26 protein-coding genes are annotated in these 21,944 nt (G+C 64.1%); 12 read left to right on the forward strand and 14 right to left on the reverse strand.

Annotation, left to right across the window (positions count from 1 at the left end):
• From KBB36_RS11025 to KBB36_RS11035, 3 genes are all read left to right on the forward strand, one after another.
• On the forward strand, window positions 1–432 hold a 432-nt coding region (locus KBB36_RS11025), incomplete at its 5' end, for a DUF1223 domain-containing protein (RefSeq protein WP_290980224.1).
• Window positions 433–484: 52 nt separating this feature from the next.
• Window positions 485–958, forward strand: a complete 474-nt coding sequence (locus tag KBB36_RS11030; protein ID WP_290980227.1) for a GNAT family N-acetyltransferase — start codon at window positions 485–487, stop codon at window positions 956–958.
• A gap of 30 nt (window positions 959–988) precedes the next feature.
• A complete protein-coding gene (locus KBB36_RS11035) occupies window positions 989–1,810 on the forward strand; it encodes a hypothetical protein (protein WP_290980230.1) in 822 nt (273 codons plus the stop codon).
• Between the two features lie 7 nt (window positions 1,811–1,817).
• On the opposite strand, the gene htpG is transcribed toward KBB36_RS11035, so the two are convergent.
• The 5 genes from htpG to KBB36_RS11060 all read right to left on the reverse strand — a co-directional run bounded on the left by htpG (window position 1,818) and on the right by KBB36_RS11060 (window position 8,455).
• Window positions 1,818–3,707 (reverse strand): molecular chaperone HtpG, encoded by a 1,890-nt coding sequence (htpG, locus tag KBB36_RS11040; protein WP_290980233.1) that lies wholly within the window; start codon window positions 3,705–3,707, stop codon window positions 1,818–1,820.
• 152 nt (window positions 3,708–3,859) lie between these two features.
• Window positions 3,860–4,993: a DUF4340 domain-containing protein gene (locus tag KBB36_RS11045; protein ID WP_290980236.1), complete on the reverse strand. Its 1,134-nt coding sequence runs from the start codon at window positions 4,991–4,993 to the stop codon at window positions 3,860–3,862.
• Between the two features lie 11 nt (window positions 4,994–5,004).
• Window positions 5,005–6,966: a Gldg family protein gene (locus KBB36_RS11050; protein ID WP_290980239.1), complete on the reverse strand. Its 1,962-nt coding sequence runs from the start codon at window positions 6,964–6,966 to the stop codon at window positions 5,005–5,007.
• 3 nt (window positions 6,967–6,969) lie between these two features.
• Complete coding sequence (locus KBB36_RS11055; RefSeq protein WP_290980241.1) at window positions 6,970–7,704, reverse strand: ABC transporter permease subunit; 735 nt, start codon at window positions 7,702–7,704, stop codon at window positions 6,970–6,972.
• A 10-nt stretch (window positions 7,705–7,714) separates the two neighbouring features.
• Window positions 7,715–8,455, reverse strand: coding sequence for an ATP-binding cassette domain-containing protein (locus KBB36_RS11060; protein ID WP_290980243.1), 741 nt, complete (start codon window positions 8,453–8,455; stop codon window positions 7,715–7,717).
• A 142-nt stretch (window positions 8,456–8,597) separates the two neighbouring features.
• Between KBB36_RS11060 and KBB36_RS11065 the strand changes: the two genes are divergently transcribed.
• From KBB36_RS11065 to KBB36_RS11085, 5 genes are read left to right on the forward strand one after another with little or no spacing between them, the layout of a single operon-like run.
• Window positions 8,598–8,789, forward strand: a complete 192-nt coding sequence (locus tag KBB36_RS11065; protein WP_290980249.1) for a DUF1289 domain-containing protein — start codon at window positions 8,598–8,600, stop codon at window positions 8,787–8,789.
• 3 nt (window positions 8,790–8,792) lie between these two features.
• Window positions 8,793–9,740, forward strand: a complete 948-nt coding sequence (locus KBB36_RS11070; protein ID WP_290980252.1) for an ABC transporter permease — start codon at window positions 8,793–8,795, stop codon at window positions 9,738–9,740.
• A complete protein-coding gene (locus KBB36_RS11075) occupies window positions 9,733–10,569 on the forward strand; it encodes an ABC transporter permease (RefSeq protein WP_290980256.1) in 837 nt (278 codons plus the stop codon). Before KBB36_RS11070 ends, KBB36_RS11075 begins: the two co-directional genes overlap by 8 nt.
• Window positions 10,570–10,588: 19 nt before the next feature.
• On the forward strand, window positions 10,589–11,584 hold the full coding sequence (locus KBB36_RS11080) for an ABC transporter ATP-binding protein (protein ID WP_290980259.1): 996 nt from the start codon (window positions 10,589–10,591) through the stop codon (window positions 11,582–11,584).
• Window positions 11,581–12,552: an oligopeptide/dipeptide ABC transporter ATP-binding protein gene (locus tag KBB36_RS11085; RefSeq protein ID WP_290980262.1), complete on the forward strand. Its 972-nt coding sequence runs from the start codon at window positions 11,581–11,583 to the stop codon at window positions 12,550–12,552. Before KBB36_RS11080 ends, KBB36_RS11085 begins: the two co-directional genes overlap by 4 nt.
• Here the strand turns inward: KBB36_RS11085 and KBB36_RS11090 are convergent.
• The 5 genes from KBB36_RS11090 to KBB36_RS11110 form a co-directional block, all read right to left on the reverse strand.
• On the reverse strand, window positions 12,549–12,860 hold the full coding sequence (locus KBB36_RS11090) for a hypothetical protein (protein ID WP_290980266.1): 312 nt from the start codon (window positions 12,858–12,860) through the stop codon (window positions 12,549–12,551). The genes KBB36_RS11085 and KBB36_RS11090 overlap by 4 nt on opposite strands.
• Window positions 12,857–13,195 (reverse strand): hypothetical protein, encoded by a 339-nt coding sequence (locus KBB36_RS11095; RefSeq protein ID WP_290980269.1) that lies wholly within the window; start codon window positions 13,193–13,195, stop codon window positions 12,857–12,859. Before KBB36_RS11095 ends, KBB36_RS11090 begins: the two co-directional genes overlap by 4 nt.
• A complete protein-coding gene (locus KBB36_RS11100) occupies window positions 13,195–13,557 on the reverse strand; it encodes a hypothetical protein (RefSeq protein ID WP_290980272.1) in 363 nt (120 codons plus the stop codon). Before KBB36_RS11100 ends, KBB36_RS11095 begins: the two co-directional genes overlap by 1 nt.
• Before the next feature lie 73 nt (window positions 13,558–13,630).
• The gene (locus tag KBB36_RS11105; protein WP_290980275.1) at window positions 13,631–14,014 is read right to left on the reverse strand and encodes a Rap1a/Tai family immunity protein; all 384 of its coding nucleotides are present in this window, start codon (window positions 14,012–14,014) and stop codon (window positions 13,631–13,633) included.
• Window positions 14,014–14,787, reverse strand: coding sequence for a molybdopterin-binding protein (locus tag KBB36_RS11110; protein WP_290980278.1), 774 nt, complete (start codon window positions 14,785–14,787; stop codon window positions 14,014–14,016). Before KBB36_RS11110 ends, KBB36_RS11105 begins: the two co-directional genes overlap by 1 nt.
• Before the next feature lie 69 nt (window positions 14,788–14,856).
• On the opposite strand from KBB36_RS11110, the gene sfsA reads away from it, so the two are divergent.
• The 4 genes from sfsA to KBB36_RS11130 all read left to right on the forward strand — a co-directional run bounded on the left by sfsA (window position 14,857) and on the right by KBB36_RS11130 (window position 17,831).
• On the forward strand, window positions 14,857–15,555 hold the full coding sequence (gene sfsA, locus KBB36_RS11115) for a DNA/RNA nuclease SfsA (RefSeq protein ID WP_290980281.1): 699 nt from the start codon (window positions 14,857–14,859) through the stop codon (window positions 15,553–15,555).
• Between the two features lie 50 nt (window positions 15,556–15,605).
• Window positions 15,606–16,403: a type I methionyl aminopeptidase gene (gene map / locus KBB36_RS11120; protein WP_290980411.1), complete on the forward strand. Its 798-nt coding sequence runs from the start codon at window positions 15,606–15,608 to the stop codon at window positions 16,401–16,403.
• Window positions 16,396–17,109, forward strand: a complete 714-nt coding sequence (radC, locus tag KBB36_RS11125) for a DNA repair protein RadC (protein ID WP_290980283.1) — start codon at window positions 16,396–16,398, stop codon at window positions 17,107–17,109. Before map ends, radC begins: the two co-directional genes overlap by 8 nt.
• Before the next feature lie 65 nt (window positions 17,110–17,174).
• The gene (locus KBB36_RS11130) at window positions 17,175–17,831 is read left to right on the forward strand and encodes a hypothetical protein (RefSeq protein WP_290980286.1); all 657 of its coding nucleotides are present in this window, start codon (window positions 17,175–17,177) and stop codon (window positions 17,829–17,831) included.
• Between the two features lie 7 nt (window positions 17,832–17,838).
• Here the strand turns inward: KBB36_RS11130 and KBB36_RS11135 are convergent, their stop codons facing one another.
• From KBB36_RS11135 to KBB36_RS11150, 4 genes are read right to left on the reverse strand one after another with little or no spacing between them, the layout of a single operon-like run.
• On the reverse strand, window positions 17,839–18,159 hold the full coding sequence (locus tag KBB36_RS11135; protein WP_290980289.1) for a hypothetical protein: 321 nt from the start codon (window positions 18,157–18,159) through the stop codon (window positions 17,839–17,841).
• Complete coding sequence (locus KBB36_RS11140; RefSeq protein ID WP_290980292.1) at window positions 18,156–19,760, reverse strand: sulfatase-like hydrolase/transferase; 1,605 nt, start codon at window positions 19,758–19,760, stop codon at window positions 18,156–18,158. The genes KBB36_RS11135 and KBB36_RS11140 overlap by 4 nt, the downstream gene beginning before the upstream one ends.
• Complete coding sequence (locus tag KBB36_RS11145; protein WP_290980295.1) at window positions 19,735–20,568, reverse strand: VanZ family protein; 834 nt, start codon at window positions 20,566–20,568, stop codon at window positions 19,735–19,737. The genes KBB36_RS11140 and KBB36_RS11145 overlap by 26 nt, the downstream gene beginning before the upstream one ends.
• On the reverse strand, window positions 20,565–21,920 hold the full coding sequence (locus KBB36_RS11150) for a hypothetical protein (RefSeq protein ID WP_290980298.1): 1,356 nt from the start codon (window positions 21,918–21,920) through the stop codon (window positions 20,565–20,567). Before KBB36_RS11150 ends, KBB36_RS11145 begins: the two co-directional genes overlap by 4 nt.
• Between the last annotated feature and the right edge of the window lie 24 nt (window positions 21,921–21,944).

Raw genomic sequence — 21,944 nt, forward strand, 5'->3', positions numbered from 1 at the left:
CCACAGGCCATGGTGGATGGCCAATACCCCGCCATCGGCTCGAACCGCGAGGCGGTGGAAGCCGCTTTGCAGATGGCGCGCAAGGATAAACATCTGCCACTCAGCGCCGAGTATGATGCTGCCGGCCGGCCGCAGAAACTGCTGATTCCCGGCCTGAAACCCTGGCAGGGCGAGGCAACGATCTGGCTCTGCTTCTACGACAAGCGGCATGACGTGACCGTGGAACGCGGCGAAAATCGCGGCAAATTGCTGACCTATGTGAATGTGGCACGCAGCTGGGCCGATCTCGGCCGCTGGAGCGGCGAAGCCCTCAGCCTGGACCTGACGCAGCGATTGGGCGATTACAACTGGCAGGAAAAAGGCGCCGTGATCCTGGTGCAGGCATCACGCGGCGGCCCGATCCTGGGCGCCATCGATCTGGGCCGGCGCTGAAACGCATAGATTGACAGCGAGCACGGCACATCCGACTTTATGTGCAATGACGATGCCCGAGATTAAGCGTAATCCGCCTGCCCGCCTGCGCCCTGCCGAGCCGCGTGACGCGGCGCGGCTGAAACAGCTTGCCGGCCAGGCTTATCGTATCCATGCCACCGTGCTGCCGCGCCCGCCCCAGGCGGTGACCGATGATTACGCCGCGCTGATCGCCGATGATGCGGTTTATGTCGCCGAAGCCGATGGCGACCTGGCCGGGCTGATTGTGCTGCTGCCGCTGCATAATGCCCTGCTGCTGCATGCCGTGGCGGTGGCACCGGAAGCGCAGCGGCGCGGTATTGGCGGCCTGCTGCTGCGCTACGCTATCGAGCATGCGCGTGGCCAGGGCCTGGGCGCGGTGGAAGCCAGCGTGGAGAAGGCGCTGCTGCCGCTGCTCGGCTGGTTCGGGCGCTTCGGTTTTGATGCCGTGCGCTCGCCGGGACCGGGCGGCTACCAACGCTATTATTTGCGTCGTACAGTATCCTAGCAAACAACAAAAAAATCCGAGGAAACGCTTATGAATGCTGCCATCAATGGCGCCGCGCCCCTGCCGCCGAAGCCGCCGCTGCCTTCATCCACAATGCTGATGCTGCGCGATGATGCCGAGGCCGGCTTGCAGGTTTTTATGGTCAAGCGCAATTACGCCATCGACTTTGCTTCCGGCGCGCTGGTATTTCCCGGCGGCAAGCTGGCCGAGGGTGATTTTGACCCGGCGCTGGGCAGCCATGTCACGCCAGGCAATTTTGCCGCCGACCTGCTGCCCTATGCGCTTGGCGCGATCCGGGAAAGCTTCGAGGAATCCGGCCTGCTGCTGGCGCGGCCAAAAGGCTCGGCCCGGTTTCTGGATGCCGCCCGGGTGCAGCAATTACATGACTGGCGCGAACCGCTGAACCGCGGCGAGCGCAGTTTGCGCGACCTGGCCGAAGCCGAGCAGATTGACTATGCGCTGGATGCGCTGGTGCCGTTTGCGCATTGGATCACGCCGCAAAACATGCCGAAGCGTTTCGATACCTGGTTTTTCCTGGCGCCCGCGCCGGCCGACCAGATCGGCAGCCATGATGGTTCGGAAGCGGTTGAATCCGAATGGGTCAACCCCGATGCCGCATTGGCAGCCTGGGAAGCGAAACAGAAGACCATCGTTTTCGCCACCCGGATGCAGTTGGTGAAGCTGGCCCGCAGCCGCGATTGCGCCGCCGCCTTCAAGGCCGCCGCCACCGACCGCATCATCAGCGTGATGCCGGTGCTGGACAAGGAAGCCCCCGGTGAGCCGCATCTGCGCATCCCGGAGGAAGCCGGCTACGGCATCACCAGCGTGCCGCTGAGCAAGATCGGGATGTAATTGCGGCTCAGGCGGCGGGAATCCCCGCCGCCATCATCCTGGCCAGGCGCTGGGCGAAAGCCTGCGGGTCGCGCGGCGGCTCGCCTTCCACCAGACGGGCCTGATCCAGCAGCAATTGCGCCGCATCTTCCAACGCCTCGGTGGCGCCAGGCTGGCCGGCGCGTTCAGCCATGCGGCGGATCAGGGCGTGGCTGGTATTGATCTCCAGGATGCGGGTGCTGGCTGCGGCCTGGGCGAATTGTTTGTTCATGCGCAGCAGGCGTTCCAGATGCATGTCCATATCGCCATCGGCGGCCACCAGGCAGCAGGCGCTATCGGTCAGCCGGGTGCTTTCGCGTACATCGCGCACCGCATCGCCCAGGATGGTCTTGAGCGCCGCAATCAGCGTGCCGAGCGCAGCGCCTTCCACCGCCTCAGGCTTGGTTTCCGGCTTGGCGGCATCTTCGGCCGGCTTGATCGCATCCAGATCGGCGCCGCCGCGTGTCACCGAGCGGAATGGCTTGCCCTGCCAGTCGGTGACCATAGAGAGCCAGAAATCATCCACCGGATCGGTGAGCAGCAGCACTTCCACGCCCTTTGCCTTGAAACCTTCAAGCTGCGGGCTGCGCTGCAATGTATCGAGCTGATCGCCATTGATGGTGTAGATCGCGGTCTGGTTTTCGTTCAGCCGGCCAAGATATTCATCCAGCGACACCCAGCCCTCCTGGGTTGAGGAGCGGAATCGTGCCAGCTTGAGCAGCTTTTCGCGATGCTCGGCATCCTCGTAGATGCCTTCCTTCAGCACGGCACCAAAGGTTTCCCAGAAGCTGGCATAGGCTTCCGGTTCCTTCTCGGCCTTACGCTCCAGGTCGCTGAGCACGCGGCGGGTGATGGCCTGCTTGATACGCGCCAGCACCGGATTGTTTTGCAGCATTTCGCGGCTGACATTGAGCGGCAGATCGGCGGAATCGACCACGCCGCGCAGGAAACGCAGCCAGGGCGGCACCAGGCCGTCGCAATTATCAGTGATGAAAACGCGCCGCACATAGAGCCGCAAAGCCGGCTTGCGCGCCGGATCAAACAGATCGCGCGGCGCCATGCTGGGCACATAGAGCAGCAAGGTGTAATCCAGCTTGCCTTCCGCCTTGGTGTGCAGGGTCAGCCAGGGATCATCAAAGGCATGCGCCGTGTGATGGTAGAAATCCTTGTACTGCTCGTCGCTGATCTCGCTCTTGGCCCGGGTCCAGAGTGCCGAGGCGGCATTCAGCGTCTCGTCCTCCTGGCCGTCCTGCACCAGCAAAACCGGCAGCGCGATATGATCGGAATAAGCTTTGACGATGCGGCGCAGATTGACCGGATCGAGGAATTCATCCTCGCCCTGGCGCAGATGCAATGTGATCACCGTGCCGCGTGCCGTATCGGCTTCTGCCTCGCCGATGCTGAAACTGCCGGTGCCATCCGAGGTCCAGCGCCAGCCTTGCGCCTCACCGGCGCGGCGCGACACCACATCGACCTTTTCCGCCACCATGAAGGCCGAGTAGAAACCGACACCGAACTGGCCGATCAGCGACATGTCCTTGGCGGCATCACCGCTCAGCTTGGAGACAAATTCGCCGGTGCCGGATCGCGCGATGGTGCCGAGATTGGCCACCAGTTCATCGCGGTTCATGCCGATGCCGTTATCGGCCAGCGTCAATGTGCGCGCCGCCTTATCAACACTGAGGCGCACGCGCAGTTCCGTGTCGCCGGCCCATAGATCGGCATCAGTCTGGGCTGCAAAACGCAGCTTGTCGCAGGCATCGGAGGCGTTGGAGATCAGTTCGCGAAGGAAAATATCCTTCTGGCTGTAGAGCGAATGGGTGACGATATGCAGCAGCCGCGCCACTTCGGCCTGGAATTGCATGGTCTGGTCGGTCATGGTCTGGACCCTCGTCTTCAATCGGCACAAATCGCCGGAGCCGAGGCGGTCGATGGACCCTCGGATCAAGTCCGAGGGTGACGCCTTTTGTGTTTCGTCATGCCCGGGCTTGACCCGGGCATCCCATTGTCAACGCCGCGTCTCCGCAGAACTCAATCCTTCTTGTCTTCCTTGGGCTTTTCATCCTCAAGCAATTCGGGCAGCCGGCGCAGCAGGTCGCGCGCGGCATATTCGGACACCAGATAAGCCCAGCCATTCATCCGGCTATTGGCCTCTTCCACCTGCTTCTGCGCCGCTTCCGGCTTGAGCAGGGCGGCATTGTCCTTGTCTTCCTTCACCAGCGCCGGATCATAAGCCAGTTGCAGCGTGATCCAGGCCTTCTTGTCGGCAGCGGGCAGGCTGCGCACGGTGGCGCGGATGCCGTCCAGCGTCACGATCTCGGTGCGGTTGGCCTTGGAGAAATCATGCGCGGCGGCGCGGGCCACATCGTCGAAGCTGATGAAAGCCAGCGCGCCGGGCGCCGAATTGGCATCATATTGCGACGACAGCTTCTTGCCTTCGGGCAAAGCCTGGGCCGGCTTGAAATCATCCTTGGCGGTGCCGTTCTCGCCATTGGTGCGCACCAGTTCCAGCACCTCGCCATCGCTATGCGTGATGGTGGCCGAAGCCACCCGGGCGCGCTCGATCTTGACCATCTCCTTGTCGAGCCAAGCCACCGGATCGGCCGGCAGTTCAACCCGGCCACGTGCCAGCCATGCCTTGGCCTCGTTCACCAGGCGGACATGCAGCTCAGCCGGCTTGGAACCAATCTCGCGCGTGCGCACCTTGCCAACCACCAGATCGGCCAGGGCAACGCCCTTGGCATCCAGCAACTTCACCTTGATCGGGCCAGGATCGCCCTTGGCGGCTTCATCGGCTGGCTTGTAGGCCGCCGGGTCGCTGACCTGTATGCGATCATAAAGCTCTGGCTTGTCGGTGCGCGGCTCGATGGTTTCCAGCCCGGCGATGCCCAGCACATTCTTGCGCAGGATATCGGCCTTGACGCGATAGCCATCCTTGGCCGGCATCACCCAGTTTTCGCCGGCTAGTTCAATGCGGAACTTGCCCTTCAGGCTTTCCACCTCAATCGCCGTCACCTCGTTGACCCGCTTGGGCAGGCCGGGGAAAAGCGGCTTGGCGGCAAAATCCGCCTCTGTGGCCTGTTCGCGGCGGTCGGCGACATACCAGGCCACGCCGCTCAGCGCGACCGCAGCGACCAGCAGAACGATGCCAAGCTTACCCTTCATCACGCAACCCCTTACCCTTCAACCCGCCGCGTTACGCGGCGGCGGCGCCAGGCCAGGCTGAGGCCGATTGCCACCACGGCGGCGAGCAGCGGCACCAGGCCGATATTGATGAACTTGATGCCGAGCTGCAGTTGCTCGATATCGCGGTTCAGCTCGCGCTGTACATTACGCAGTTCCTTGCGTGTATTCAGAATCTCGCCGCGCAGGCCCTCGATGGCAGCCTGCTGCTCGGCGCTGACCAGCGCATTGGCGCCCGCAGCACCCGCCGCCGGGCTGCCGGCTTTGCTCTGCAAATCGGCAATTTGCTTCTCGGTTTCTTCAAGCTTCTTCTGCAAGCTGCGCTCGCGCGCCTGATATTGCTGCTCGGCATTGCGGCGCAGACCTTCGATCACATCAAACGGCCGCTGCGACTTGCCGCGGCTGCGCAGGCCGATCAGGTCGCCTGAGCCGGACAGATTGTCGATGGCGTTGACGACAAAATCCGCATTGGCGGCAATCGGCACATAGAGCGACTGGCCGAACATCTGCTGCGTACGCACCCAGAAGCGATCATCCAGCAGGTCGGCATCGGCCACCAGAACCACATTGATCGGCTTGGCGCTTTCCTTCACCTGCGGCGCAGTCTCGGCCGGCTTGCCCTCGCCTTCCTTCTTTTCGGCATCGGCCTTGGGCGCCGGGGGGCCATCAGGGAAAGCAGTCTTGGCCGGGCCACTGATGCGGGCGGCCAGGGTGTAGACTTCACCGCTGGCCTTGAATTTCTCGGCCAGCGCCTGCGGGTTGGGATCGCCACGCAGATCGGCCACATCCATCAGCATGGCATTGTTGGAAGATTGCATCAGCGGCTGGATGCTGGTGGTGCCGCCCTCACGTTTCTTGATCGCGCCGGCCGAGGCCATGTTGATCGCGGTGATCTGCGAGGTGACGATATCATCGGCGTTCATCTGCGCCTGGGTCAACGCCAGCCAGGGGATGTAATCCGCCACCGCGCCGGCACCGCTGCGGCCGGTCTGCACCCGCTGCGCCAGCGCCAGATCAGCAACAAATTTCGGCTCAACTTCAACGCCCCAAGCATTGAACAGCTTGGGCAGCAGCGACCCGCTATCGCCACCCGGCATCGGCTGGCCGGTCATCGGATTGGGCATCGCCGCCATGGTTTCGGAATAGGGATCGGCAAACACAATCAGCCGACCGCCCTTGAGCACAAACTGGTCAACGGCATATTGCAGCTCGTCTGACAGATCCTTCGGATGCGCCAGCAGCAGCGTATCGATCTTGGCCGGATCGATATCCTCGGCCTTGGCGCCTTCCAGCATCTTCACATCGAAGAACTGCTTGATCTGGCCCAGCACCAGATAGGGCTGCGACTGCCCACGCATCGCCGCCATGATGCCGCCAGGGCCATATTCCAGCGGCAGCGAGCCGAGCACGGCAATCTGCGGCTTCTTCGGGTTGTTCAGGCCATAGACCAGCTTGGTCAGGTCATATTCGAGGAATTGTTCCTTCTCGGCCTGGAAGAACGGGATTGATTCCTGCTGATCCACGCTGTTGGTGCCGACCAGGCCAAAATAGAAATTCTGCCCGGACTGGCCCAACGACACCGCCTGGATGCCGGCGGCAACGGCGCGATCCTCGGCTTCCGAGAACGGCTCCGGATCAATCACTTCCAGCCGCAGCTTGCCGCCCGACAAGGCCGCATAACGCTCCAGCAATTCACGCACGCGCTGGCCATATTGTTTGATCTGCGGCGCCTGGGTGGCCAGCTTGTCGGAGAAGAAGAAGCGCAGCGTCACCGGCTCCTGCAAACCCTTCAGCACATTGCGGGTACCATCCGAGAGCGTGTAGAGCCGCGCCTGGGTCAGATCAAGCCGCGCATCGCGCAGGCCCTGGTTGGAGGCGACATTGACGGCGAAGAACAGCGCGAAGGCCGCGACCAGGCCGGTGCCGGTGAGGAGTGCTTTGTTACGCGTGTTCATGGCTCAGCCCGCCTTCTTCATATCAACCACCACGGCAGTGGCATAAAGCCAGGCCGCAATCAGCGAGACGAAATAGATCAGGTCGCGCAGATCGATCACGCCCTCGGTGATGGCGTTGAAATGGGTCAGGAAGCTGAACGACGCGATGGTATCCACCACCAGATTCGGCGCCCAGCCGGAGAAGAAATTCAGCACCATCGGCGCGCCGGAAACCGTGAACACGAAGCAGACCAGCACACTGAGCACAAAGGCGATGACCTGGTTGCGGGTCAGCGCCGAGAGGCAGCAGCCGATGGCGAGATAGCCGCCGGCCATCAGCAGGCTGCCGAGATAGCCGGCCAGGATGACGCCATGATCGGGCTGGCCGAGCCAGGCCACGGTGATCCAGAACGGGAAGGTGAGCGCCAGCGCGATGCCGGCAAAGGCCCAGGCGGCCAGGAACTTGCCCAGCACTGCCTGGCCCAGCGGGATCGGCAAGGTGAGCAGCAATTCGATGGTGCCGCTCTTGCGCTCCTCGGCCCAGAGCCGCATGGCGATAGCCGGCAGGAAAAACAGGTAGAGCCAGGGATGGAACAGGAAAAACGCCTTCAGGTCGGCTTGGCCGCGCTCAAAGAACTGGCCGAGATAAAAAGTGAAGATGCCAGTGGTGAACAGGAACACCACGATGAAGACATAGGCCACCGGGGTGGAGAAATAGCCCCCCAGCTCGCGGCGGAATACGGCGGACAATCCGGTCATGATGGAATCCTCAAGCGGCCTGGCGCGGCTGGGTCAACTGGCGGAAGGCGGCATCGAGCCGGCCCGGCTGGGCATAAAGCTCGCCGATGCGCCAGCCTTCGCCCTCTGGGCGGCCCTCGGCCACCACGCGGCCGCGCGCGATGATCACGGCGCGGTGGCAGATCGCTTCCACTTCTTCCAGGATATGGGTGGAAATGATGATCGCCTTTTCCTTGGCCATGCCCTGGATCAGGCCGCGCACTTCATGCTTCTGGTTCGGGTCGAGGCCATCGGTCGGCTCGTCGAGCACCAGCACCGGCGGATCATGCAGGATTGCCTGGGCCAGGCCGACGCGGCGCTTGTAACCCTTGGACAGCGTGTCGATCGATTGATCCAGCACATCCTTGATATTGACCTGATCGATCACCTTGTCGAGCCGCCACTGACGTTCCGAGCCGGACAGGCGGCGCACATCGGCGATGAAATCGAGGAAGCCGCGCGCCGTCATGTCGCCATAGGCCGGGGCGCCTTCGGGCAGGTAGCCGATCACGCGCTTGGCGGCCAGCGGGTTCTCGGCCACGTCATGGCCGCAAACCGCAATGCTGCCGGATGTGGGGGTGAGGAAGCCGGTCAGCATCTTCATGGTGGTGGATTTGCCGGCGCCGTTGGGACCCAGGAAGCCCAGCACCTCGCCCTTGGCAACGCTCAGGGAAATCCCGTCAACTGCGGCGAAGGGGCCGAATTTCTTCACCAAATCGCGTATTTCGATCATTATGCCCACCTACTCCCCTGATCGCTTCCTTTTGGCGCGACCGACAGATAAGCGCTCCCCTCCGGGGCATCAAGGGCCGGGGCGGAAATTAGCCGGGTTTTAGAGTACTGGACAGGAACAGCCGGGGGTGCTACCCGCGAGTATGGCCGCTTGGGACGATACCGACGTGCATCCACCCTCACCCTGCACCAAAGTGTGCCGGATCGACACCGGCAGCGGCTATTGCCTGGGCTGCTGGCGCACCGGCGAGGAAATCGGCGCCTGGCCGGCCCTGACCGCCCAGGAGAAGCGCGACCTGCTGCGCCGGCTGGCAGCGCGGCGCTGGAGCCTGTAGCGCGTGGCCGGTTTCCTGGCAAAACGTGGCCTGACCCTGCTGGCGACCCTGCTGGCCACCTCGCTGATTGTGTTCCTGGTGCTGGAAATCCTGCCCGGCGACCCGGCCCTGCTTTTGCTCGGCACCGATGCCAGCGACGAGCAATTGGCCGTGCTACGCAGCCAGCTTGGCCTCGACCGCCCGGCGCATATCCGCTACCTGGCCTGGATCGGCGCCCTGCTGCAAGGCGATTTCGGCATCTCCTATGCCTATAAAACCCCGGTCTGGCCGCTGATCGCCGAAAGACTGTGGCTCACCTACCCGCTAGCGCTGAATGCCATGGCGCTCAGCATTGCGCTGGCGCTCGGCCTGGGCCTGCTGGCGGCGCGGCAGCATAACCGGCTGGGCGATGTGCTGATCATGGGGCTGAGCCAGATCGGCATCTCGATCCCCAGCTTCTGGTTCGGCATCCTGCTGATCCTGCTATTTGCCGTGCATCTGGGCTGGTTCGCCGCTGGCGGCTTTGCCGGCTGGGCCGACATCGCCGCCGGCTATAAAAGCCTGATCCTGCCCAGCCTGGCGCTGGCGGTGGTGCAGGCGGCGATCCTGGCCCGCATCACCCGCTCCAGCCTGCTGGAAGTGCTGCGCGAGGATTTTGTGCGCACGGCGCGGGCCAAAGGGCTATCGCAGGGCGCCGTTTTGCGCCGCCATGTGCTGCGCAACGCGCTGATCCCGGTGATAACCGTGATCGGGCTGCAATTCGGCGGCCTTTTGGCCGGCGCCATCGTGGTGGAACAGGTGTTTTCGCTGCCCGGCCTGGGCCGGCTGGTATTCCAGGCGATCAGCAACCGCGATATCGAGGTGGTGAAAGCTGCCGTGATCCTGCTCGCCTTCACCGTGGTGGTGGTGAATTTTTTCGTTGATCTGCTCTATGCGCTGATCGACCCTCGTCTAGCGGCGCAGGATGCGTGATTTCCTCGCCCGCGCGCTGCGCCATCGCAGCTTTGTTGCCGGCGGCCTGCTCACGCTGCTGATGCTGGGCATGGCGGCCTTGTCGCTGCTATGGACCCCCTACAATCCGACCGCAATCAATATCCGCCGCCGCCTCGGCCCACCCTCGGCGGAGAACTGGCTCGGCACCGATGCCTTTGGCCGCGATGTTTTCTCCATGCTGCTGGTGGGCGCGCAGAATTCCATCATCGTCGGCGTGCTGGCGGTGGGCATCGGCGCCAGTATCGGTACGGCGCTGGGCCTGTGGGCTTCGGCGCGGCGCGGCTGGGTGGAGGAAGGCGTGATGCGGGCGGCGGATTTCACCTTCGCCTTTCCTGCCGTGTTGTCGGCCATCATGTTTGCCGCCGTGCTGGGGCCGCAATCGCTGAATTCGATTATCGCCATCAGCATTTTCAACATCCCGATCTTTGCCCGCGTGGCACGCGGCTCGGCCAATGCGATCTGGGCGCGTGATTTCATCCTGGCGGCACGCGCCTGCGGCAAGGGCGCGCTGCGCATCACCATCGAGCATGTGCTACCGAATATCCTGGCGGTGCTGGTAGTGCAGGCGACGATCCAGTTTGCCCTCGCCATCCTGGCCGAGGCCGCGCTGTCCTATCTCGGCCTTGGCACCCAGCCGCCCACGCCATCCTGGGGCCGCATGCTGAACGAAGCCCAGGCGCTGATCTTCCGCGCCCCGCTGCTGGTGGTGTTTCCCGGCATCGCGATCATGCTGAGTGTGCTGGGCCTCAACCTTTTGGGCGACGGCCTGCGCGATCTGACCGATCCGCGCCTGTCGCGGCAACGGTGAGCGCCATGAGCCTGCTGCCATGAGCCTGCTGGAAGTGCGCGACCTGCATGTGGAACTGGCCACCGCGCGCGGCCCGGCGCGGGCGGTGCGCGGGCTGGATTTCACGCTGGAACGCGGCGAGACATTGGGCATTGTCGGCGAGAGCGGCTGCGGCAAATCGCTTACCGCACTGGCGCTGCTTGGCCTGCTGCCGGAAGGTGCGCGAGCCAGCGGCAGCATTGTCTATGATGGCCGCGACCTGCTGCGACTGCCTGAAGCCGAACTCTGCCGCCTGCGCGGCAACCGCATCGCCATGATCTTCCAGGAGCCGATGACCTCGCTCAACCCGCTGCAACGTATCGGCGAGCAGGTGGCCGAACCGATGCTGCTGCATCAAAAACTCGGCCGCGCCGAGGCCTTTGAGCGGGTGGTGGCCCTGCTGGATCGGGTTGGCCTGTCTGAGCCACGTCGCCGCGCCGAAGCCTATCCACACCAGCTTTCCGGCGGCCAGCGCCAGCGTGTGATGATCGCCATGGCGCTGGCCTGCAATCCCGATATCCTGGTGGCCGACGAGCCGACCACGGCGCTGGACGTGACAATACAGGGCCAGATTCTTGATCTGATCGACGATCTGGTGGACGAGCGCGGCATGGCGCTGATGCTGATCAGCCATGATCTGGGTGTGATCGCTGAAAGTGTGCGCCGCGTGCTGGTGATGTATGCCGGCCAGGCGGTGGAGCATGGCCCGGTGCTGGATGTGTTTGCCGCCATGGCGCATCCCTATGCACAGGGCCTGTTCGGCGCCATGCCGCGCCTGGGCCGCCCGCCTGGATGGTCAATGGCTGGAGAATTGCCCACCATTCCCGGCATTGTGCCAGACCTGCATGAACTGGGGCGTGGTTGCGCCTTCGCGCCGCGCTGCGCCTTGGCGCAGGACCGCTGCCGCGACAGCACCCCGCCGGATATCGCCATCGGCCCGGCGCATGTGGCGAAATGCTGGCGCACCGATATTTCACGCCAGGGGCGCGTGCCATGACATTGCTGCGCATCGAGCAGGTGCATCGCAGCTATCGCCTGCCCGGCCAGGGCTGGTTCGGCCCGGCGCGTCAGGTGCTGGCGGTGCAGGGTGTCAGCCTGGACCTGGCCGCCGGCGAAAGCCTGGGCCTGGTGGGCGAAAGCGGCAGCGGCAAATCCACCCTGGCCCGGCTGGCCATGGCGCTGGAACAGCCCAGCCAGGGGCGTGTGCTGTTTCAGGGCCAGGACCTGAATGCGCTGGATGCGGCGGCGCTGCGGGCCGCGCGACGTGATTTCCAGATGGTGTTCCAGGATCCCTATGGCTCGCTCGATCCGCGCCAGCGTGTTGGCCGTATCGTGGCCGAACCGCTGGAAGCGCTGGAACGCGCCGACCGGGCCGAGCGCGTGGCGCGGGTGGCCGAGGCGCTGGATATGGTGGGGCTGCGCGCCGGTGACGCCGAGAAATACCCGCATGAATTCAGCGGCGGCCAGCGTCAGCGCATCGCCATCGCCCGCGCCCTGATCACCCGGCCAAAACTGATCGTGGCCGACGAGCCGGTCAGCGCGCTGGATGTTTCCGTGCAGGCCAGCGTGCTTAATCTGATGCAAGGCTTGCAGCGCCAGTTCGGCATCACCTACCTGTTCATCAGCCATAACCTGGCGGTGGTGGATCATCTCTGCGCCCGCGTGGCGGTGATGTATCTCGGCCGCATTGTTGAACAGGGCGATACCGCCACCATCTTCCAGGCCCCGGCGCATCCCTATACCCGGGCCTTGCTGGCGGCTTTGCCCAAGCCGCAGCCGCCGCCAGCCGGCACCAGACGCAAGCGGCACTTGCTGCAAGGTAATCCCGGCCTGGCCAGCGCCGAGCCTGGCTGCGCGCTGGCCGAACGCTGCGCCTTTGTGCAGCAACGCTGCCGCAGCGAAACCCCGGCCTTGCGCGAACATTCAGGCCGCCAAGTGGCCTGCCACCGTGCGGGCGAGATTTAGCTTTTTGGTGTTACCGGCACCAGCCGGTAGCCGCGCTGCAACATGCATTCATTGGTATAGAAATACATATCCGAACTGCGCTCGGAGTAGCTTGGGCTTTCCACCCTGAGATTGGCGCCCATGCCATAAACGCGCGGTCGGAAACTGGCATCAAAAGCCTTCTGGTCGCCGATGCGGGCGCAATCCGCCTCGTCCTTGGCCTGTTGCTCCAGCGTGGTATCCGGCCGCGCCCATTCAGTGGCGGTGCCTGGCGTGCAGGCCGCCAATGCCAGCATGGCAAGCAGCATGAAGGGCGGCTTCATCATCATGGCGCCAGTTTGCGCAGGCTGTAGCCGCGCTGCTCCATGCAATATTCCGTCAATTCGTAGAGCCGCGGGCCGCGCTGGGAATAAGACACGGTGAGGCCGCCGCCGCCATCATCACCACCGCCGCCGGTGAGAAATTGTGTATCGCGGAAGGGCGGATATTTCGCCGTGCCGCCGAAGCTTTCATCAAAAGCCTGGTAATCGGCAATCTGCTGGCATTGGCGCTGATCGCTGTCGCGCTGCGCGGCGGCAGTATCCGGCCGCGCCCATTCGGTATCGGCACAGGCGCAGGCCGCGAGCAGCAGCAGCAGCGCAATCAGGCAGGCGTGGCGCGGCATCAGCCTGGCTCCGCCCTGGCCTGGGGCGCCGGCGTGAGGCGATAACCGCGTGCCTTCATGCAGAATTCATGCAGCGATGCCTCGCGGAAATCGCGCTCCAGAAACGGATCGCCAAAAGGGCCGCCAAACGGCGCATAAGGCACAAAGCCGCCGCGCCGGTCATAGAAGCCATGGCGGTAGAAGCCATAGGGCGAATAGAAGCCGGGCCAGCTTTCAGCAAAAGCCTGCTGGCGCGCCATGCCGCGACATTCCCGCAGATCAAGCTGCAAGTCAGCCGCTGCGGTTTGCGGCCGGTCCCAGACCAGCGGCGGGCCGCAGCCGGCCAGCAGCAGGCAGAGGGCTATGGCAGGCGCAAAGCGCAAGGCACATCTCCTTCCGAAGTTCTACCAGAATAAATTCTGCGCCCGGATTGGGGCAAAAGGAAGGCTGGCCGGCCTATTCCTGGCAGGGGAAGGCATCGGTCAGCGCCAGCCGCACGGCCTTGATGGCATCCTGGCTCATGTCCTCGACGTTATCGGCGCCATATTCCATGAATTGTTGCCGCAGGCTGGCAGCGGGCGCTTCACGCGGCGCACAAAACCAGGAAATTTCCTTGCCCTCGCCCACCATGGCCTCATACATCGCCACGGCGGCCTGGAGATAGCGCAGGCAGCCGGCGCGCTGCGGGCTGCCTTCGGCGCCCTGGCATAAAGCCAGCAGGTCGCGGCCCAGGAAAGGCGGCGGCGGCTGCAAGGCATTGGGCATCTGTGCCCCAGCCATCTGTATGGTGGCAGCACTGCCCAGGCCAAGCAGCGCCAGCATCAGAAAAAATCGCCGCATCACACAATCTCGTTCTCAAATGGCTCGCCGCCCATGCCGCGGAAAATGCCGTGCATCGCCTCGGCGGCGGCATCCAGCCGGGCCTTGTTGGTGCCGCGCAGCACAATGGCGCAGGAAGCCTTGCCGCCCCGGAAAGCCGGATAGGAACCCATATCCAGATCGGGATAATCCTGCTGTAGCTTGCCAAGCTGCTCGGCGATGGCGCCTTCCGGGATCAGCGCGATCACCGTGCGCGACAGCAGCTTGTCGCCGCCCACCAGATCGGGCGCCACCGAGCCCACCATGGCCTGGAAAATCGCCGGTACGCCGGCCATCACCATCACATTGCCGAGGCGGAAGCCGGGCGCGGCACTCACCGGATTATCGATCAGGCTGGCGCCATCGGGAATCCGCGCCATGCGCAGGCGGGCGGCATTCAGCATGCCGGCCTCGTAATGCGCTTCCAGCCGGCGCCGCGCCTCGGGCTGGATGTCGATACCAACGCCGAAAGCCTTGGCGATGCAATCCGCCGTGATGTCATCATGCGTCGGGCCGATGCCGCCCGAGGTGAAGACATAATCATAGCTGGCGCGCAGCTCATTCACCGCCTGCACGATGCGGGCCTCGATATCCGGCACCACCCGGGCCTCGGCCAGGCGGATGCCCAGTTCGGTCAGCTTGCCGGCCAGGAAATGCGTGTTGGCATCCCGGGTGCGGCCGGACAGGATTTCGTTGCCGATCACCAGCATGGCTGCGGTGACGATTTTCGGGCTGGATGTCTGTGCGTCTGTCATGGCCCTGAGGAAATAGCATTTCCACCATAGCTAGACCAGACCGGCCAAAAGCGGTTATGGGGGGTGGTCATGCTTTTTCCAACCCCGCTGCAACCGGCCCGGCTGATCCGGCGCTATAAACGCTTTCTGGCCGACGTGCTGCTGCCTGATGGCAGCACGGCCCTGGCGCATTGCCCCAATCCGGGCGCCATGCTGGGCCTGGGCGAGCCGGGCATGAATATCTGGCTCAAGCCAGGCAGCGGCAAACTGGCCTGGGGCTGGGTGCTGACCGAAATACCTGATACCGGGGCGCTGGTGGGCATCGACACGACCTTGCCCAACCGCTTGGTGGCCGAGGCTTTGCAGGCCCAGGCCATCCCGGAATTGACCGGCTATGCTGAAATCCGCCCGGAAGTGGCCTATGGCAGCAACAGCCGGGTGGATTTCCGACTGGCCGGACCAGACCGCCCGCCGGCCTATCTGGAAGTGAAGAATGTGCATCTGAGCCGCCGCGCCGGCATGGCGGAATTCCCCGATTGTGTCACCGCGCGCGGCGCCAAACATCTGCGCGAGCTGGCCGCCGAGGCCCGCCGGGGCAACCGGGCAGTGATGCTGTTCCTGGTCCAGCGCCCGGATTGCCGCCATTTTCGCCTAGCCGAGGATTGTGATCCGGGCTATGCGGCCGCATTCCGCGAGGCTAGGAAAGCCGGCATCGAGGCGCTATGTTACGATTGTTCCGTAACGCAACAGGGTATTGCCCTTAGGCGCGCCCTGCCGATTGAAGAATAAGGATTACGCTAGTGAATCAGAATACCGCGCTGGCCGAGGACGAGGACGACTTGGCGGATCTCCGCCCGGGCGCCATCCGGCTGCATAGTGCGGCGGATTTTGAGGGCATGCGCCGCGCCGGCCGACTGGCAGCGGAAACGCTGGATTTCATCATCCCCTATGTGGTGCCGGGCGTTACCACCGGCGAGCTTGACCGGCTGTGCCATGATTTCATCGTTGAGCGCAAGGCGGTGCCGGCGCCGCTGGGCTATCGCGGCTATCCGAAATCGATCTGCACCTCTGTAAATCATGTGGTGTGCCACGGCATCCCGGGCGACAAGGTGCTGGAAAACGGCGATGTGATGAATATCGACGTTACCGTGATCCTGGATGGCTGGCATGGCGATACCAGCCGCATGTTTCCGGTTGGCGATGTGGGCGTGAAGGCGCGCCGGCTGACCGACATCACCTATGAAGCCATGATGCGCGGCATCGAAGTGGTGAAGCCGGGCGCCACCACCGGCGATATCGGCCATGCCATCCAGCGCTTTGTCGAGCGCGAACGTTTCTCGGTGGTGCGCGATTTCTGCGGCCATGGCCTGGGCCGGATTTTCCACGAGCCGCCGAATATCCTGCATTACGGCGAGCCGGGTGCCGGCGTGCCGCTGCGCGAAGGCATGTTCTTCACCATCGAGCCGATGGTGAATGCCGGCAAGTGGCAGGTGAAGCTGCTCTCCGATGGCTGGACCGCCGTGACCAAGGACCGCTCGCTATCGGCACAGTTTGAGCATTCCATCGGCGTCACCGCGACCGGCTACGAGATTTTCACGCTATCGCCCAAGGGTCTGCACAAGCCACCCTATGCCTAAAGCGGCCAGCCCCGAAAGCCCCGATGCCGAAGCGGCCAAGCCGCATTATCTGGGCCATCGTGAAAGGCTGCGCGAGCGTTTTCTGGAAACCGGCGGCGACGGCATGCCGGATTACGAGATTCTGGAATTGCTGCTGTTCAGCGCCATCCCACGCCGCGATGTGAAGCCGCTGGCCAAGGAGCTGTTGCAGGCTTTCGGCAGCCTGGGCGCCCTGCTCAGCGCCGAGCCGCAGCGCCTGCGCCAGGCCGGCTGCTCGGAAGCTGTGGTGGCGATGCTCAAGCTGGTGCGAGTGGCCGGCTTGCGGCTGCTCAAGGGCGAGGTGCTGCACCGCCATGCCATCAGTTCCTGGCAGGCTTTGCTGGATTACTGCCACGCCGCCATGCAGCATAACCCCACCGAGCAATTCCGCATCCTGTTCCTGGACCGCAAGAATGTGGTGATCGCCGACGAGGAGCAGCAGCGCGGCACGGTGGACCACACCCCGGTCTATCCGCGCGAAGTGGTGCGCCGGGCGCTGGAATTACAGGCCAGCGCGGTGATCCTGGTGCATAACCATCCCTCGGGCGACCCGACGCCCTCCAAGGCCGATATCGAGATGACCAAGCAGGTGCGCGATGCCGCCCGCGCTGTTGGTATCACACTGCATGATCACGTCATTGTCGGGCGCCAGGGCCATACCAGTTTCCGCGGCCGGGGCCTGATCTGATCCCCACCGCAATTCCGCCACAAAATTCCGTCAGTCTAAGTGCTCGATTCGCTGGAGTCTGTTACATGCGTAAACCCCTCACCGCCCTGTTCGTTGCCCTGTTCTGCCTGCCTGGCATCGCCCTGGCGCAGCCGGCGCAACAAGCCCCGGCACAACAAGCCCCGGCGCAGCGGCAGGTCGGCCGCGATGCACCGCCGCCGGCCGAACAGGTGCTGGCGCCGGAACTGCCCGGCTATGTGCTGGTGGCACAGGATATGAAGGAAGAGCGCCGCGTCTTTGAGTTTCTGCCCAAGGGCCAGACACTGGAAAACTGGACCGAGCGCATGGCCATCGTGGTGTTCTTCGGCGTGACCGGCAAAGACCCCAAGCAGGTGGCCGAAACCCTACAGGCCGAATGGAAGAATAGCTGCGCGGCATTTTCCAGCCATCCGGTGGAAACCCGCTGGGAAAAGGGCTATCCCACCACCATCTTCGCCATGCAATGCGCCGGCAGCAAACCGGCGCCGGGCAAGCTGGCCAATGAATTTGTCATGGCCAAGGTGATCCAGGGCATCGACAGCCTGTATCTGGTGCAGCGCGCCTGGCATTCCGCCACCGACAAGGTGCCGCCGCCGCTGCGCGATACCGCCACGGGCGACCAATGGGCGGATTTCATGCGCGGCGTGGAAGTATGCGATGGCCGCCTGCGCGGCCAGCCCTGCGCGGCTTTGGGCCGGCGCTGAACGACAGTTAATCCAGCCCCCAGACACGGCCTTCATGGCGGCCATGGCGCTGGTAATGTTCGCGGGCGCCCTGGATGCCGAGGCGGCCCTGGCGGCCAAAAACTGGGCTCTCTGCCACATCGGGATAACGCTGCCAGTATAGCTCGGCCAGTATCCGCTCGGCCGCATCATCCGTCTTTTCCTCGCGGATGACCCGCTCGGCCAGCGCAACGCGCTCTGCGCGGGCCGGATCAAGCAGCGGCGTTTGCCGCCAGCCTTGCGCATAGGCGGCATAGCTGACCAGCAGCATCAGCAACGCCGCGCCCGCCTTGATGCGCGATAGCTTCATGGCAGCGCCCTCACTTCGATCCAGTCACTCCAGGCATCGTTGCGGCCGGCCAGGCCAACACGCAGCCGCACCTTGCCATAGGGCAGCACATAGCTGCGCCAATAGGCTTCATCGATACGGCCAAAATCCTTTTCCAGGCCCAGCACATCCAGCCGGCCCTTGAGGCTCATGGCGCCGCCATCGCCGGCTTCATATTCCAGCACATAACGCGCTGTTGCATCGCCGCTCCAAGCCAGCCGGATGCCGCCGGCAATATCGGCAAAGCGCAGCGCCTGGCTGCCGGCAGGCATCTGCCAGCGCGGCGCGGCACCCGGCTCTGCCGGCAGATTGGCGACACGGGTATCAATCCGCCGGGCGGCGAAATCGCGCAACATCGCCTCGGCCAGGCGGGCGGCGATATCAGGCCGTTCGGCGCTGCGGTCATAGTGTTCGCCCGGATCGCTGGGCAGATGATAAAGCTGCGCCGCCACCAGCTTGCCATCCACCCGCCGCTCGATGCGTTTCCAATCGCCTTCAATGCGGGCGGCAACAAACGTGCGCACCTGATCCGGATCGGGTTCGGCAAAACCGGCCTGGCTGGTCAAGGCGCGCCAGGCATGCGGCGCCTGATCCAGCAATGGTATGTCGGTTTTTGGCGCCTGCCCGAGCCAGGCCAAAAGGCTGGGCAGCACATCGCGGTGGTCGCTGGGGCTGGCCACCATTTGTGGCGGCTGCTGCATATCCCTGGGCAGCCAGACAAAAAGCGGCAGCCGCACGATCTCCTCATGCAATTGCGCCTGATGCGTGGTGGAGGCATGGCCCACCAGGCCGCGTTCCAGATGCTCCTCGCCGTGATCGGCGGTCAGTACCAGAATGGTATTTTCGGCCAGGCCACTGGCCTGGAAGAACTGCCAGAAACGGCCGAACCAGGCATCAAATTCGCGCAAGGTGGCTTCATGCAGGGCAACAATCGCAGCGCGGTCGCTCGGTTTGAAAGCAACACTGCCGGCCGGCACCGATGGTTGCCGCCCCGCTGCCTCAACCCGGTCAATCGCCGCATTGTCGCCCGGCGGCAGCAGGCTTTTCCAATCCGGCATGAAATCCGGCCCGGGCGCATAGGGCAGATGGGTTTCGAGATAATGATACCAGAGGAAAAACGGCTTGCCATCGAGCACACGGCCACCCAGCCAGGGCAGCAGGGCTTCACCCGGCTCCACCAACAGGCCCAGATGCTGGAATTGATCGATCCGCATGAAAGCCTGTAGGCCGCTGACGCGCCAGCCCTGGCGGCTCAGCGCCTGCAACGGCAAGTCACGGTCGCGCGGCACGGTATCACCCGAGGCATGAATGCCATTTTCATACGCATCCAGGCCGGTGAGCAGCGCGACGATATTCGGCGCAGTCCAGCCCGAGATGGCGCGGTGCTGCTGGAACCGCAGCGCGCCATCTGCGGCAGCCAGCAGGTTGGGCGCGGTATCCGGCCGCACCATGTCGGCGCGGGTGCTTTCCACGGTAAGCAGGATCACGTTGCGGCGCGGCGCGGCGCCCGGCCACCACACGGTGGCTGAAGCGGCAAGCGCGGCAGCGCCGAACAGACTAGCGAAAAACCAGCGGCGGAACATGGCTCAGCAATGGATAAAGCGCCAAGGGCGCGGTGAACAGGAGCAGGATCAGCAGCAGGCGGCGCCAGCCCGGATCAGACACCGGCGGCTGCGCCAGCAATAGAGCACAGCCGGCCAGCAAGGGCGAAACGGTCCAGAGCGGAATGGCGCTGCCGGCCAGCCGCTCCAGCGGCCAGGCCAGCAGGGCCACGCCAAGGCCAAGCGGCAGCAGGCCCAAGGCCCATGAGGCTGGCGGCAGATCGCGCCAGCGCAAGGCTGCCGCCGAAGCTGCGCCCGGCGCCAGCCGCAGGCCATGGCCGAGCAAGCTGCCGGCCAGCGCGCCCAGGCCATCAACACCGATATCGCGCAGGCCAAAGCTGCGGCTGGGCAGCAGGCCCTGCACCATTTCGTCATGCAGGCCGGCCAGCAGGCCAAACAAAGCAGCGGCCAGGGTGAGGCTCCAGCCCTTGAGCCACGGCGCCAGGGCGCGGCGCAGCACCAGCGCCAGCACGGCATATTCCGCCACATGGATACGTTTGGCCGGAAAGGCCGGATCGGTGGCTAGCAGGCCAAGGCCGGCACAAAGGATACCGGCCAGAATGCAGCGCCAACCCCAAGGCCGGCGGCGCCAGGCCAGCAGCGCCAGAGGCAGCAGGATCAGGCCGAGCAGGCCAAAGGGCAGCAGGGCGGCCTGCTTTCCAAGCTGCTGGCTCAAAGCCGACCAGGCCGGAAACGCATTGATAAAGAAAGCCAGCAGCATCGCCGCCAGCGCCCAGCTCAGGCCGGCCACCACATCCCTGCCCGGGTTATCCACGACCGCACGGTTCATTGCAGCCGCAGGCGATAGAGCCGCACGCCGAAGGGCGGCAGATGATCCTGAATGGTGTACGGTGCGGCGAGCTGCATGGCACTGCTGCTATCCGGCAAATACGGCGAAAGCGCGGCAATCGGCGCATCGCATTCATAGCGCGCCTGCAACGGCACGGCTTCGATATTCACCACAATCAGCAGCACTTCATCCGGCCGTTCGGTCTGCTTGGCCAGCAGGCGCAGCGGCAAGGCGCGGCGATGCGGCCCCTCGGCCGTCACCTTGCAATTCAGGGCAGCTGTCGGTCGCAGCAGGCTGGGCGCCAGTGCGGCCAGTTCGCGGTTCAATCCCGCCACCTGATGCCACAAGGCCTGGCTGGCGGCGCGCTCCGCCGCACTGGCTGCGACCGATGGTTTGCCATCGGCATCATAATCCGGCACGGCATGATAATCATGCTGCGGCGCCGGGCTGATGCCGATCACCCCGCCATCGCGGGTGCCGTGGCTGTCATAACTGAAATGGATGATGCCGCTGGCGCCATGCACCAGCGCGGTGAACACCGTGGCGCGCAACTGCTCGATACTGGGCAGGTACCAGCCAACCGCCGGGAAGGTGAAAGCCTGCGAGATATACCAGATCGGTTTTGTACCGCCGCTCAAACGCACCGCCCGCGCCACGATGCGGCCAACACGTTCAATATCCAGCACCGGATCGTAGCGGCGGATAAATGGATAATTGAATTGCGCCTGGATATCCGCCTTGTGCAGCCAGAGCGGCCAGATCGCATATTGCTCCGGCCGCATGCCGGGGCCATCCACCAGCAGGTTGGCGCGGTGCGGATCAAAACTTTTGAACCGCGCCGTTTTGGCTTCATATTCGGCCAGACGCGGCACCAGCTTGTCGCCCACGGCATATTGGCTTAGTTCATCGCCCAGCATCCAAACCAGCACGGCCGGGCTATCCTTGCGCCGTTGCGCCAAGGCCTCGTCGGGGTCCTGCAAGATCACCTGAAGACCAAGCTTTTCCGCCGCATCCAGCGCTGCATCGATATCCTGCACCGGCCAGAGATGCACGGTATTGTAACCGGCCGTTTTGAAGCTGCTGAGATCGTGTTGCTGCCCGTAAGCCTCGCCATGCAGGGCATGATAGATACCGATGGGAAAGAACGAAGCGGCCGGATCGTATTCGCGGCGCAAGCGACCCAGCCGGTCGGTATGCGGCACGCCGTCACGAAACATCACCTGTTGCGCCTTGGCCGGCGGATCATGCGCCAGGCCGGCATCCGGCGGCACTTGCTGGCAACTGGCAAGCAGCAGCAGTATTGCCGCCAGGGCGATGCCGAGCTTTGGTTTGAATTGTAAAATTCCACTCACTGATCTGGAATCCTGCCGTTTCGC

Origin of the sequence: Ferrovibrio sp. (assembly GCF_017994015.1) — a bacterium.
Classification (GTDB): Bacteria; Pseudomonadota; Alphaproteobacteria; order Ferrovibrionales; family Ferrovibrionaceae; genus Ferrovibrio.